Origin of the sequence: Streptomyces sp. NPDC091412 (genome assembly GCF_044756885.1) — a bacterium.
Taxonomy (GTDB): Bacteria; Actinomycetota; Actinomycetes; order Streptomycetales; family Streptomycetaceae; genus Streptomyces.
In genome coordinates this window covers 36,541-49,079 of record NZ_JBIVTV010000001.1, presented here as the reverse complement: position 1 = coordinate 49,079, position 12,539 = coordinate 36,541, and the positions used below count along the sequence as shown (strand labels likewise).

The 12,539-nt window shown below is 72.0% G+C and carries 13 protein-coding genes; 6 read left to right on the top strand and 7 right to left on the bottom strand.

Annotated elements, in window-relative coordinates; translation table 11 throughout:
* Positions 1-191: 191 nt before the first annotated feature.
* Positions 192-812, top strand: a complete 621-nt coding sequence (locus tag ACIQMV_RS00185; RefSeq protein ID WP_401777660.1) for a TetR/AcrR family transcriptional regulator — start codon at positions 192-194, stop codon at positions 810-812.
* Between the two features lie 68 nt (positions 813-880).
* Here ACIQMV_RS00185 and ACIQMV_RS00180 read toward each other — a convergent pair whose 3' ends face one another.
* Complete coding sequence (locus ACIQMV_RS00180) at positions 881-2,113, bottom strand: glycoside hydrolase family 18 protein (protein ID WP_402589955.1); 1,233 nt, start codon at positions 2,111-2,113, stop codon at positions 881-883.
* A gap of 323 nt (positions 2,114-2,436) precedes the next feature.
* Between ACIQMV_RS00180 and ACIQMV_RS00175 the strand changes: the two genes are divergently transcribed.
* The gene (locus ACIQMV_RS00175; protein ID WP_141362881.1) at positions 2,437-3,609 is read left to right on the top strand and encodes an acyl-CoA dehydrogenase family protein; all 1,173 of its coding nucleotides are present in this window, start codon (positions 2,437-2,439) and stop codon (positions 3,607-3,609) included.
* On the opposite strand, the gene ACIQMV_RS00170 is transcribed toward ACIQMV_RS00175, so the two are convergent.
* The gene (locus ACIQMV_RS00170) at positions 3,572-3,823 is read right to left on the bottom strand and encodes a hypothetical protein (protein ID WP_141362883.1); all 252 of its coding nucleotides are present in this window, start codon (positions 3,821-3,823) and stop codon (positions 3,572-3,574) included. The genes ACIQMV_RS00175 and ACIQMV_RS00170 overlap by 38 nt on opposite strands.
* 179 nt (positions 3,824-4,002) lie before the next feature.
* The gene (locus ACIQMV_RS00165; RefSeq protein ID WP_141362885.1) at positions 4,003-4,449 is read right to left on the bottom strand and encodes a hypothetical protein; all 447 of its coding nucleotides are present in this window, start codon (positions 4,447-4,449) and stop codon (positions 4,003-4,005) included.
* 234 nt (positions 4,450-4,683) lie between these two features.
* Here ACIQMV_RS00165 and ACIQMV_RS00160 point away from each other — a divergent pair, with 234 nt between their 5' ends.
* The 4 genes from ACIQMV_RS00160 (at position 4,684) to fxsA (ending at position 8,828) form a co-directional block, all read left to right on the top strand.
* Positions 4,684-5,124 carry an Lrp/AsnC family transcriptional regulator gene (locus tag ACIQMV_RS00160; protein WP_141362887.1) on the top strand — a complete coding sequence of 147 codons (441 nt, stop codon included), beginning with the start codon at positions 4,684-4,686 and terminating at the stop codon, positions 5,122-5,124.
* A gap of 129 nt (positions 5,125-5,253) precedes the next feature.
* The gene (locus tag ACIQMV_RS00155; protein WP_402589952.1) at positions 5,254-6,858 is read left to right on the top strand and encodes an amidohydrolase; all 1,605 of its coding nucleotides are present in this window, start codon (positions 5,254-5,256) and stop codon (positions 6,856-6,858) included.
* A 546-nt stretch (positions 6,859-7,404) separates the two neighbouring features.
* On the top strand, positions 7,405-8,211 hold the full coding sequence (locus tag ACIQMV_RS00150) for a polyprenol monophosphomannose synthase (RefSeq protein ID WP_172633034.1): 807 nt from the start codon (positions 7,405-7,407) through the stop codon (positions 8,209-8,211).
* 41 nt (positions 8,212-8,252) lie between these two features.
* Complete coding sequence (gene fxsA / locus ACIQMV_RS00145) at positions 8,253-8,828, top strand: FxsA family membrane protein (RefSeq protein ID WP_141362893.1); 576 nt, start codon at positions 8,253-8,255, stop codon at positions 8,826-8,828.
* 138 nt (positions 8,829-8,966) lie between these two features.
* Here fxsA and ACIQMV_RS00140 read toward each other — a convergent pair whose 3' ends face one another.
* The 4 genes from ACIQMV_RS00140 to ACIQMV_RS00125 form a co-directional block, all read right to left on the bottom strand.
* Positions 8,967-9,341: an RNA polymerase-binding protein RbpA gene (locus ACIQMV_RS00140; RefSeq protein WP_181807911.1), complete on the bottom strand. Its 375-nt coding sequence runs from the start codon at positions 9,339-9,341 to the stop codon at positions 8,967-8,969.
* A gap of 279 nt (positions 9,342-9,620) precedes the next feature.
* Positions 9,621-10,970 carry an MFS transporter gene (locus ACIQMV_RS00135; protein ID WP_402589949.1) on the bottom strand — a complete coding sequence of 450 codons (1,350 nt, stop codon included), beginning with the start codon at positions 10,968-10,970 and terminating at the stop codon, positions 9,621-9,623.
* A gap of 73 nt (positions 10,971-11,043) precedes the next feature.
* Positions 11,044-11,811 (bottom strand): glycerophosphodiester phosphodiesterase, encoded by a 768-nt coding sequence (locus tag ACIQMV_RS00130; RefSeq protein WP_402589947.1) that lies wholly within the window; start codon positions 11,809-11,811, stop codon positions 11,044-11,046.
* Positions 11,808-12,458 (bottom strand): YitT family protein, encoded by a 651-nt coding sequence (locus tag ACIQMV_RS00125; protein ID WP_141362898.1) that lies wholly within the window; start codon positions 12,456-12,458, stop codon positions 11,808-11,810. Before ACIQMV_RS00125 ends, ACIQMV_RS00130 begins: the two co-directional genes overlap by 4 nt.
* Between the last annotated feature and the right edge of the window lie 81 nt (positions 12,459-12,539).

The window sequence follows — 12,539 nt, the reverse complement described above, 5'->3', positions numbered from 1 at the left end:
CTCCGCGCGTGCACGAGGGCCCCGGGCGACCGGGGCCTTCGAGGCGACCCGCCTCCGGGCCATGACGGCCTGCCATACTGCGGTTGTCCGACCGCCAGTTGGAGGCCAGGGTCGAATTGAACATCCCACCGCGTGACACCGCCCGCCCCCAAGCTCCGAACTCCGTTCGAGCAGGGGGGACCCCCAGCCGGGTGCGCGGCACCGAGCGCTCCGAGGGTCGTCGCGCCGAACTCCTCGCCATCGGACGGAGGCTGTTCGCCGACACGTCCTACGACGCCCTCTCGATGGACGACATCGCCCGGCAGGCCCATGTGGCCAAGGGACTGATCTACTACTACTTCCGGTCCAAGCGCGGCTACTACCTGGCGATCATCGAGGACTCCGTCGCCGACCTGGTCACCTCCGCGGCGCGCGGCCTGGAGATGCCGGCCGTGGACCGGGTGCAGCGCACCATCGACGGCTACCTGCGCTACGCGGAGCACAACCAGGCCGCCTACCGCACCATCGTCTGCGGCGGCGTCGGCTTCGACACCGAGGTGCACGCCATCCGGGACGGCGTGCGCGAGGCCATCGTCGCGACCATCGCCGATGGTGCCTACGGCCGTACCGCCATCGCCCCGGTGGCCCGCATGGGGCTGCTCGCCTGGGTGTGCAGTGTCGAGGGCGCCACCCTGGACTGGATCGGCCGGCCCGGACTCTCCCGGGAGACCATGCGCGAGTTGCTGGTGAAGACCCTCGGCGGCGCGCTGCGCGCCATCGAGGAGATCGACCCGACCCACCCGGCCCCCGCACCCGCCCGTCGCGACGACTGAGAGACAAGGGCCCAGGGCGAGGAGGCGGGAGGGGACTCGCCCTCCGCCCCGCCTCCTCGGTCCTGGCGCTACTTGATCGCCTTGATCAGCTCCCCGCTCGCGGTGTCCCCGCTCAGCTCCCAGAGGAACGTCCCGCCCAGGCCCTGGTCGTTCTTGTACGTCATCTTGGTCGCGATGGTCGCCGGAGTGTCGTAACTCCACCATTCGCTGCCGCACTTGGCGTACGCGGTGCCGCCCACCGTGCCGGTCGCCGGGCACTTGGTCCTGAGCACCTTGTAGTCGTCGATGCCCTGTTCGTACGTGCCCGCCGCCGGTCCGGTCGCCGTGCCGCCGGGGGCGGACTGGGTGACGCCGGTCCAGCCGCGGCCGTAGAAGCCGATGCCGAGCAGCAGCTTCGACGCGGGGATCCCGAGACCCTTGAGCTTGGCGATGGTCGCCGAGGTGGTGTACTCCGTCCTCGGAATGCCGGAGTAGGAGGTCAGTGGCGAGTGCGGAGCCGTCGGCCCGGCCGCGTCCCAGGCGCCGAAGTAGTCGTAGGTCATGGGGTTGTACCAGTCGACATGCGCCGCGGCGCCCGCGTAGTCGGCCGCGTCGATCTTGCCGCCGCTGCTGGCGTCCGCCGGGATCGCCGCGGTGACCAGCGCACCGCCGCCGAACTTGGCCCGCAGCGCCGCCATCAGGTTCTTGTAGGCCGCGCGGCCGCTGGTGTCGCAGGTGTTGCCGCAGGCGTTGGGGTACTCCCAGTCGATGTCGATGCCGTCGAAGACGCCCGCCCACTTGGAGTTTTTGACCAGGTCGTAGCAGGACTGGGCGAAGGCGGACGGGTTCTTCGCGGCCTCGCCGAAGCCGCCCGACCAGGTCCAGCCGCCGAACGACCACAGCACCTTCAGCCCCGGGTGCTTCTTCTTCAGCTTCAGCAGCTGGTTGAAGTTGCCGCGCAGCGGCTGGTCCCAGGTGTCGGCGACCCCGTCCACCGACTCGGCGGCGGTGTAGGCGCGGTCGGTCGCCGCGTACGAGTCGCCCATGGCGCACTTGCCGCCGGTGACGTTGCCGAAGGCGTAGTTGATGTGGGTGAGTTTCGCCGCTGAGCCGGAGGTCTCGATGTTCTTGACGTGGTACTTGCGGTCGTAGACGCCCCATTCGGTGAAGTAGCCGACCACCTTGGAACCCGCGGCGGCCGTCTGGGCGGCGGACCGGGTGGGGGTGGCGGTGGCCGTGCCCGCGCCGGCGAGCAGTCCGGCGCCGAGTGCGACGGTACAGGCGGCGGACAGCAGCGCCCGGAGGCGGTGCGGAGTGTGCATCGGTGTCTCCTCGTGGGGGAGAGGGGATCGTGCCGATTGGCATGAACGCGGTAAGCGTTGGTTTCGGGCACCCTAGGAGGACTAGACCAGTGCGGTCAATGGTTCGGACCAATTTCGGGCCCCTGGGATTTCTTGAAGTAAGCGGTCGTTAACCGGTGACGAGATGCCTCGGATCGGGCATACTCACAGCGCACAGCCGCTGGTCAGCAGCTTCCGTGACCCGGGATCGCCGACACCGGCTGGGCCCGAGAAAGACCCCGGCGGAGCCGCCCCACCCAAGGCGCACATCCGCCGATGTGCCCGAAAGGGAGGAGAGCGTAGCCATGCCCGACCGCGCCCCGCAGCCGGTGGACCGGCAACTGCCCACGGAGGAGGCCCGGGACCTGATCTCGCTCGTCCGCGACATCGCGCAGCACGAGATCGCCCCGAAGGCGGCCGAGGAGGAGGACGCGGGACGCTTCCCGCGCGAGGTCTTCACCCTGCTCTCCCGCTCCGGCCTGCTCGGCCTGCCCTACGACTCCGAGTACGGCGGCGGCGACCAGCCCTACGAGGTCTACCTCCAGGTCCTGGAGGAGCTGGCCGCGGCCCGTCTCACCGTCGGCCTGGGCCTGAGCGTGCATACCCTCGCCTCCTACGGGCTCGCCGCCTACGGCACCAAGAAGCAGCAGGTCGAGCATCTGCCCGCGATGTTGGGCGGCGGCCTGCTCGGCGCGTACGCCCTCTCCGAGCCGGCCTCCGGCTCCGACGCCGCCTCGCTCAGCACCAAGGCGGTCCGGGACGGCGACGAGTGGGTGCTCACCGGGACCAAGTCCTGGATCACCCACGGCGGGGTCGCCGACTTCTACACGGTGATGGCGCGTACCGGTGAGCGGGGCCCGCGCGGGATCACCGCCTTCCTCGTGCCGGCCGGCGCCGAGGGCCTGAGTGCCGCTGCCCCGGAGAAGAAGATGGGCCTCAAGGGCTCACCCACCGCGCAGATCCATCTCGACGGTGTGCGGGTCGGCGACGACCGGCGTCTGGGGGAGGAGGGACAGGGCTTCGCCATCGCCCTGTCCGCGCTCGACTCCGGACGCCTCGGCATCGCGGCCTGCGCCATCGGCCTCGCCCAGGCCGCGCTGGACGAGGCGGTCGGCTACGCCGCCGGACGGCAGCAGTTCGGACGGCCGATCTCCGACTTCCAGGGGCTGCGCTTCATGCTCGCCGACATGGCGACGCAGATCGAGGCCGGCCGCGCGCTGTACCTGGCGGCGGCGCGGCTGCGCGACGCGGGCCTGCCGTTCGCGCGGCAGGCGGCCATGGCCAAGCTGTTCTGCACGGACGCGGCCATGAAGGTGACCACGGACGCCGTCCAGGTGCTCGGCGGATACGGCTACACCACGGACTTCCCGGCCGAGCGCTACATGCGCGAGGCCAAGGTCCTGCAGATCGTCGAGGGCACCAACCAGATCCAGCGGATGGTCATCGCCCGTCACGTCGCGGGTCCCGAGACCCGCTGAGCTGCGCGAGACCGGCCGGCGGCGCCGCCAGCCGGACCCACTCCGGGTCGTGACGTCCCGGCAGGGTGCGGCCCCGGTCGGCCCAGGCGCGCATCAGGTCGCGGTAGATCGGCGGGTCCGTGGGCTGCGAAGGCACAGACGGAACCGATTCTGCGGGCGGCGGCGGCACGAAGACGCGCCGCCGTCGTCCGGCTGCCGGATGCGTGGTGGTCATACCCGGGCAACGCGGAGTACGGCGGGCAGGTCACCGCCCGGTGGAATCGCGCGTGAGTTCACCGGCGTCCGAGCCGGCGGCCTCCGGAGAACCGGGGGCGCTGTTCGGGCACCACGGCGGCCTGTGCGCCCTGGCCGTGGTGCGCGGACGGACGCCGGTGCCCGGCGGTGCGGCGCCGCTCAGGCGGCGAACCGGCGCAGCTGCGGCACGCGCATCGGGCGGGAGCCCGGGCCGCCGACGTGCGAGAAGGGCTGCATGCGCCAGTCGAGGCTCTGCGGGAGCGTCAACAGCAGCGCGGTGTCCTGCTCCTGGGGGTCGACGGACTCGTCCGCGGGCCGGGCCTCGGACGCCCAGCGCCCCGTACCGGCGCAGACCGTGAGTCCGAACGGGTTCCACGGCGAGACGCACAGCGCGTGCTCCGGCAGAACCTCCTCGTCCGCCAGCAGGGCGATGGGTTGCGCGCACTCCGGGCAGAACACCCGGTACATCTCGAAGGTGTCGTAGGCGTCGGATTCCGCGCCGTCCACGTCGTCGTCGACGTCGGGTTCCAGGCTCTCCGGCTGGAACTCGATGACCGACTGCCGTCGCCTGGGCACAGGACGACCAGGGCGCTTGAGACTCTGCATGGGATTCTCCCCCTAAGGCTGGGCCGTGAAGGCGCTGCGGCCTCGACCACAGCAAGCACTTCCCGTCCGCTCTCGCCGGTAATCACGAGAACATCACGGAGGGGCTTCGGGGTGTGTGGCGTTGGTCACATGCCGCTCGCAGGTGCCCGCCGTGGTGGGTTTGTCCGCCGGCGGGACACGACCCGGGCCGCTCGGCTGTTCCGGGAGATCGGCCGCACGGTAGGTTCTTGCGCCATGGAGGAGCTGGACCGACAGATCGTGCAGCTGCTCGTCAAGGACGGGCGGATGAGCTACACCGACCTGGGCAAGGCCACTGGTCTGTCCACGTCGGCCGTGCACCAGCGGGTGCGGCGGCTGGAGCAGCGCGGTGTCATCCGCGGCTACGCCGCCGTCGTCGACGCCGAGGCCGTGGGGCTGCCCATGACCGCCTTCATCTCGGTCAAACCCTTCGATCCCAGCGCCCCCGACGACATCGCCGACCGGCTGGCCGGCGTCCCCGAGATCGAGGCCTGCCACAGCGTCGCCGGCGACGAGAACTACATCCTCAAGGTCCGCGTCTCCACCCCGCACGAGCTGGAGGAACTGCTGGCCCGCGTACGCACGTTGGCGGGCGTGTCGACCCGTACGACGGTGGTCCTCTCCACCCCGTACGAATCCCGCCCGCCCCGTATCTGACCCGATCCGGCGCAGCAGGCACGTCCCGGGACGCGGGGCGGGCTCGTCGGGGCGCCCGCGGTGGAGTTCCGGAGCGTGTCCGGGTGACCTGCGTGCCGGGTGGTTCGGGGCAGGCGGGAGACTGGGGGCATGAGTGAGCGTGCTGCCGAGGTCCGGACCGTCCTTCTGCGCAGGGGCGAGATCCACAGTCCCGCCGACCCGTTCGCGACCGCCATGGTCGTGGAGGCGGGCCAAGTGGCCTGGGTCGGCTCGGAGGGGGCGGCCGACGCCTTCGCCGACGGTGTCGACGAGGTGGTCGATCTGGACGGTGCCCTCGTCACCCCGGCGTTCACCGACGCCCATGTGCACACCACCGCCACCGGCCTCGCGCTCACCGGTCTCGACCTGTCCGACGCGCCCTCCCTGGAGGCGGCGCTCGCCCGGGTACGGGACTTCGCCGCCGCCCGGCCGGACGACCGCGTCCTGCTCGGCCACGGCTGGGACGCGGCCCGCTGGCCCGGCGGACGGCCCCCGACGCGCGCCGAACTCGACGAGGCCACCGGCGGCCGGCCGCTCTACCTCAGCCGTATCGACGTGCACTCCGCGGTCGTCACCACGGCACTGCTCGACCTCGTACCGGAGATCCACGGGCCCGTGGACGGCCCGCTGACCGGCGACGCCCACCACGCCGTACGGGCCGCCGCGTTCGCCGCCGTCACCCCTGCCCAGCGCGCCGGGGCGCAGCGCGCGGCGCTCGCCCGTGCCGCCTCCCTGGGCATCGGATCGGTGCACGAGTGCGGCGGCCCGCGCATCTCCTCCGAGGACGACTTCACGGGCCTGCTGCGGCTCGCCGCCGAGGAACCCGGCCCCCGGGTCGTCGGCTACTGGGCCGAGCAGGACGTCGACAAGGCGCGCCGGCTGGGCGCCGCCGGCGCCGCCGGTGACCTCTTCGTCGACGGCTCCATCGGCTCGCACACCGCCTGCCTGCACGCGTCCTACACCGACGCCGCCCACACCGGCACCGCCTACCTGGACGCGGCCGCCGTCGCCGCCCACGTCGCCGCCTGCACCGAGGCGGGCCTCCAGGCGGGCTTCCACGCCATCGGCGACGCCGCCGTCACCGCGGTCGTCGACGGTGTGCGCGCCGCCGCGGAGAAGGTCGGCCTGGCCCGCGTCCGCGCCGCCAGGCACCGCGTCGAGCACGCCGAGATGCTCACGCCGGAGACCGTCGCGGCCTTCGCCGAACTCGGTCTCACCGCGTCCGTACAGCCCGCCTTCGACGCCCTGTGGGGCGGCGAGGAGGGCATGTACGCCCAGCGCCTGGGCGCCGAGCGGGCCCGGACGCTGAACCCCTTCGCGGCCCTGCTGCGCGCCGGCGTCCCCCTCGCCTTCGGCTCCGACAGCCCCGTCACCCCGCTGGATCCGTGGGGCACGGTTCGGGCGGCGGCCTTCCACCGCACCCCCGAGCACCGCGTCTCCGTCCGCGCCGCGTTCACCGCGCACACCCGCGGCGGCTGGCGGGCGGTCGGACGGGACGACGCGGGCGTCCTGGTGCCCGGCGCCCCCGCGGACTACGCCGTCTGGCGCACCGGCGAACTCGTCGTCCAGGCCCCCGACGACCGGGTCGCGCGCTGGTCGACCGACCCGCGTTCGGGAACCCCCGGGCTGCCCGACCTCACCCCGGGCGGTGACCTGCCCGTCTGCCTGCGGACCGTGGTGGGCGGACGGACGGTGTTCGTACGGCCGGGCGAGTGATCTCCCGGGGAGGCGCTGTGCCGCCCCGCGTCCGCCGCTGGGTCGCGCGACCTGCGCATCCTCCGCCCCGACCTGGCTGTTGTGGTCGTTTGTACAGGTCAAGGCACTGGTTGACAGGCGACGGCAGCGGGCCGGTAGGTTCTGCCGGGTCCACCACCGGACGCCCGGCCGGGGAACTTCCGTACCCGTGTCGCGGCGCCGCTGCGTCAGGGACGGTGTACCGCACCGGGTCACCGTCGCTGGGAGCCAGGCTCAGCGCCCGCGTCCGCGGGGGAACGTTCCGGACGGTCGGCAAGGTGTGACCCGGGTGGGGCCCGGGCGCTCAGTAGACAACGGCTTTCGGTAGACCCGCAGCCAGCGGGTCCCAGGTCGGCCCGAAGGGCGCCGGGCCCCCATCCGCCGGACGGGCGGATCCATGACACGATCGAGGCGAGCGCTCTTACCCCGCTCTTGCCGAATCGACACCCCCGTACGCCTGCGATGTCACGTCCTCGCAGGCCGGGGCCACTAGGGTGGTCCCCTGCGTACGGACATGAAGGGGCAGTAGTGAACGACGGCGACGGCACCCCCGCGGCCGGCTCCCGGGCCCGGGACAGGCGACTCGGCCCGCTCGGCACGGCCTTGGTGATCATTCCGACCTACAACGAGGCGGAGAACATCAAGACGATCGTGAGCCGGGTGCGCACGTCCGTCCCCGAGGCGCACGTCCTCGTGGCCGACGACAACAGCCCCGACGGCACGGGCAAGCTCGCCGACGAACTGGCGGCCGAGGACGGCCAGGTGCACGTGCTGCACCGCAAGGGCAAGGAGGGCCTCGGAGCCGCCTACCTCGCGGGCTTCCGCTGGGGCCTGGAGCGCGACTACGGCGTCCTGATCGAGATGGACGCCGACGGCTCCCACCAGCCCGAGGAACTGCCCCGGCTGCTGACCGCCCTCAAGGGCGCCGACCTGGTGCTCGGCTCCCGCTGGGTGCCGGGCGGACGCGTGGTGAACTGGCCGAAGTCCCGCGAGTTCCTCTCGCGCGGCGGCAGCACCTACTCCCGCATCGCCCTGGACCTCCCCCTGCGGGACATCACCGGCGGCTACCGCGCCTTCCGCCGGGAGACGCTGGAGGGCCTGGGCCTGGACGAGGTCGCCTCGCAGGGCTACTGCTTCCAGGTCGACCTGGCCCGCCGCGCCGTGAAGGCCGGCTACCACGTCGTCGAGGTCCCCATCACCTTCGTCGAGCGCGAGCACGGCGACTCCAAGATGAGCCGTGACATCCTCGTCGAGGCGCTGTGGCGGGTCACCGCGTGGGGCGTGGGGGAGCGGGTGACCAAGATCACCAGCCGGGGCGGCAAGCCCCAGGCGTAGTGCTTATCCGGGATTGAGCAGCCGCCAGGCACACTGGGAGCATGACGACTGGCGCTCCGACCTCTTCGTACTCCGCCCGGCCCCGGCGTTCCCGGCCCCGCCGGTATCTGCCGCTGAGCCTCGCGGTGTGGATCGTGCTGGAGATCTGGCTGCTGACGGTGGTCGCGGGAGCGGCGGGCGGGTTCACGGTCTTCCTGCTGCTGGTCGCCGGCCTCGTCCTCGGCGCGGTGGTGATCAAGCGGGCGGGCCGCCGTGCCTTCCAGAACCTCAACGAGGCGCTCCAGCAGGGCGGCGCCCCCTCCTCGCGCCGCGGTGGCAACGGCCTGATGATGCTGGGCGGCCTGCTGCTGATGATCCCCGGCCTGATCTCGGACGCGGTGGGCCTGCTCCTGTTGCTTCCGCCGGTCCAGCAGGCCGTGAGCCGCTACACGGGACGGACCGTCGACCGCAGGCTGCGCGAGGCCACCCCCGGCACGTTCGGCGACGCCTTCCAGCAGGCCCGCATCCACCGCCCCGACGGCAAGGTGGTCCAGGGCGAGGTGATCAGGGACGAGTCGGCGAGCGCGTCGGGGCCGGCCGATCCGTCAGGGGAGCAGCGCCCGCCGCTGACCCGGTGACCCGGTGACACCGGCGCATCGCGCCACCCATGCCACCGAGAACGGACATGGCAGCGGGCGCCGTACGTGAACGTACGGCGCCCGCTGCCATTGGCGTACGTGGCGTGCGCTGCGAACCGGCCCGGCCCCCGGCGGGGACTACGCGCTCTTGCGGCTGTCCCGGGGATGGACGGCGATGTTCATCGCACCGGACCGCAGCACGGCGAGACGCTCCTCGAGGACCTCTTCGAGCTCCTCGCGGGTACGCCGCTCCATCAGCATGTCCCAGTGCGTACGCGCCGGCTTCGCCTTCTTCTCCTCCGGTCCGTCGCCATCCACCAGGAGTGCCAGGGCCCCACAGACCTTGCACTCCCACTCCGGCGGGATCTCCGCCTCGACCGAGAAGGGCATCTCGAAACGGTGCCCCTTCTCGCATGCGTACTCCACGGCCTGGCGCGGGGCCAGGTCGATACCGCGGTCGGTCTCGTAGCTGGTCACCACGAGGCGCGTGCCGCGAAGAGCTCGCTCACTCATGAATCGTGCCTCCCGGGCTTGTCGCCCACAGGACAGGTGTCGCTGTCGTCGTCATCCGGTCAACGTCCGGTCGGCGGTAAAGATTCCCGTTCCGATCTCCCGTTCCGGGTCATGCGTCGCCGTCGTAGCCGCAGCCTTGTCAACCAGTGCAGTACCCACCGGCGCCCGGTTTGTCACATCCGTTAGGAGATGTCACCCAGCGTTTCGGCATCTTTGACGCGCAGTAACGGTACGCCTGGCAGGCCAAACGCGTACACTACCGCCCTTTCGCCTTGAGTGCTAAATCCGATCCGGAACGGGATTGCCCGCGTCGCCGATCGCACGGCGCACCGGAACCCGGGCGAGCAGCACGAACCCGATCGCGAAGAACGCCACCAGCGAGATGATCGCGTCCCGGTAGCTGCCGGTCAGCTGGTAGGTGAGCCCGAACAGGAGCGGGCCGAGCCAGCTCATGCCCCGGTCGCTCATCTCGTAGGCCGAGAAGTACTCGGCCTCCTTGCCCGGCGGGACCAGGTGCGAGAACAGCGACCGGGACAGCGCCTGGCTCCCGCCGAGGACCAGCCCGATCCCGGCCGCCAGCACGAAGAACCACATCGGCGCCCCGGCCGGCAGGAAGTACCCGGCCGCCAGGATCACCGCCCACGCGGCCAGCGATCCGAGGATCGTGCGCTTGGCCCCGTACCGGCGGGCCAGCCGGCCCATGCCGAGCGCCCCCGCCACCGCCAGCACCTGCACCATCAGCACCGCCGTGATGAGCGTCGACTGGCTCAGGCCCAGCTCCCTGGAGCCGTACACCGAGGCCTGTGAGATCACCGTCTGGATGCCGTCGTTGTAGACGAGATAGGCCAGCAGGAAGGACAGGGTGAGCGGTTTGCCCCGCATGTCCCGGATGGTGGAGGCGAGTTGGCGCCAGCCGTGGACCCGCGCCGCGACGGGGGCGGTGCGGCGGTCGCGCAGCCGCTTCAGCGGGACGAGCGTGAAGAGGCCCCACCACAGACCGGCCGAGGCCAGGCAGATGCGCACGGCCGTCGACTCGGAGACGCCGAAGGAGTCGTGGGCGGTGAACAGGACGAGGTTCGCCACCAGCACCAGTGAGCCGGCCGCGTAACCGAAGGCCCAGCCGCGCGAGGAGACCGTGTCGCGCTCCTCGGGCCCGGCGATCTGCGGCAGGTAGGAGTTGTAGAGGACCATCGAGACGGCCACCGACGCGTTGGCGACGATCAGCAGCAGACCGCCGAGCAGATAGCGGTGGCCGTCCAGGAAGAACAGGCCCGTGGTGGCGCCGGCGCCCACATAGGCGGCGGCCGCCAGGAGCGGCTTCTTGCGGCCGGTGCGGTCGGCCGCCGCGCCGGCGACCGGCATCAGCACGATCGCCACGATGACGGACGCCGAGACGCAGTACGCGAAGAACGACCCGGCCCGCACCGGGATGCCCAGCGGGTGCACGAACCCGTCCGCGTCCGCCGCCGACTCGGCGACCGCCGTGAGGTAGGGGCCGAGGAACACGGTGAGCACGCTCGTGGAGTAGACGGAGCACGCCCAGTCGTAGAAGTACCAGCCGCGCTGCTCGCGGCGCCGGTCGGCGGCCTCGTCGCCGGCCTGTCCTGCCCGCACGGTGTCACTGCCCACCCCGTGCCCTCGCTTCCCCGCTGGTTCCCCTGTTGCCGACGGTCCGCGAAGGCGAACGGGGGTGTGCCGGGCCTCAGGCCCAGACGCCCCGGTCCTCCATGACCTTGCGCAACGTGTCGATGTGATCGGTCATGATGCCATCGACGCCGAGGTCCAGGAGACGGTGCATCAGCGCGGGTTCGTTGATCGTCCACACGTGCACGTGCAGCCCGCGCGCGTGTGCGGCGCGCACGAACCGCCCGTCGACCACCGGGACGCCGTACTGGGAGACGGGCACCTGCGCGGCCACCGCGGACCGGCGCGGCACCGCCGGCAGACCCCAGGAGCGCAGCCGCAGAGCCAGTACCCCGCGGGTGCCGTACGAGGTCGCGAGGCGCGGCCCGGCCAGGCGCTGCGCCCGGACCACGCGTGCCTCGGAGAACGAGCCCACGCAGACGCGGTCCCAGGCGTTCGTCCGCTCGATCAGGTCCAGCAGGGGGCGCAGGGCGGGCTCGGCCTTGACGTCGACGTTCCAGCGGACGCCGGGGAAGGTCTCCAGCAGCTCCGCGAAGAGCGGCACCGGCTCCCGGCCCGCCACGCGCGCCTGGCGCACGTCCTCCCACGGCAGGTCCGCGATCCGGCCGGCGCCGTCGGTCACCCGGTCCAGGGTCGCGTCGTGGAAGGCGACGAGCCGGCCGTCCGCCGTGGCGTGCACGTCGGTCTCCATGTAGCGGTAGCCGAGTCCGGCCGCCTGCCGGAACTGCGCCACCGTGTTCTCCAGCCCGTCGGCCGCCCCGCCGCGGTGCGCGAACGGGATGGGCCCCGGATGGTCGAGGTACGGGTGGCGTGCGGGCGTGGTCACGGACGCAGTATGGCTCGTTCGGGTGTCCCGGCGGCAACGGGCTTGTCTCCGGCCGGCGCCGGAACGGCGAACACGCGCAGGAAGAGCTGGGCCAGCGGGCCGATGGACACCGCGTACAGCACCGTGCCGACGCCGATCGTGCCGCCGAGGGCGAAGCCGGTGACCACGACCGCCACCTCCACGGCCGTCCGCATCAGGCGGATCGAGCGGCCGGTGCGCTGGTGCAGCCCGGTCATCAGCCCGTCGCGGGGGCCGGCCCCGAAGCGGGCGGCGATGTAGAGACCGGTGGCCACTCCGTTGAGCACGATGCCCGCCAGGAGCAGCGGAACCCGGACGGCCAGTGTGCGGGCGTCGGGCACCAGGGCGAGGGTGCCGTCCAGGGCGAGGCCGACGACGAAGACGTTGGAGACCGTGCCCAGCCCGGGGCGCTGGCGCAGCGGCACCCACAGGAGCAGAACCATCGCGCCGACGATGATCGACACCACGCCGATCGTCAGGCCCGTCAGTTCGGACAGGCCCTGGTGCAGCACGTTCCATGGCTCCAGGCCCAGGCCCGCCCGGACGAGGAGCGCGGAACTCGCGCCGTACAGCGTGAGGCCGGCGTAGAGCTGGATCAGTCGTCGCCCGAGGCGGGCCGGTGTGGACAAAACGTCCCCCCTGGTGGTGGAAGTGGACTGGTGGATGACACTCTGTGGTGTGGGGAGATGATCCATCCATGGCCAATTCGA

Excerpts from the sequence above, each read along its gene's own strand:
- ACIQMV_RS00155 (WP_402589952.1), top strand. The coding sequence starts at position 5,254 with ATGAGTGAGCGTGCTGCCGAGGTCCGGACCGTCCTTCTGCGCAGGGGC.
- ACIQMV_RS00165 (WP_141362885.1), bottom strand. The coding sequence starts at position 4,449 with ATGCAGAGTCTCAAGCGCCCTGGTCGTCCTGTGCCCAGGCGACGGCAG.
- ACIQMV_RS00180 (WP_402589955.1), bottom strand. The coding sequence starts at position 2,113 with ATGCACACTCCGCACCGCCTCCGGGCGCTGCTGTCCGCCGCCTGTACC.
- ACIQMV_RS00160 (WP_141362887.1), top strand. The coding sequence starts at position 4,684 with ATGGAGGAGCTGGACCGACAGATCGTGCAGCTGCTCGTCAAGGACGGG.
- ACIQMV_RS00140 (WP_181807911.1), bottom strand. The coding sequence starts at position 9,341 with ATGAGTGAGCGAGCTCTTCGCGGCACGCGCCTCGTGGTGACCAGCTAC.
- ACIQMV_RS00170 (WP_141362883.1), bottom strand. The coding sequence starts at position 3,823 with ATGACCACCACGCATCCGGCAGCCGGACGACGGCGGCGCGTCTTCGTG.
- fxsA (WP_141362893.1), top strand. The coding sequence starts at position 8,253 with ATGACGACTGGCGCTCCGACCTCTTCGTACTCCGCCCGGCCCCGGCGT.
- ACIQMV_RS00175 (WP_141362881.1), top strand. The coding sequence starts at position 2,437 with ATGCCCGACCGCGCCCCGCAGCCGGTGGACCGGCAACTGCCCACGGAG.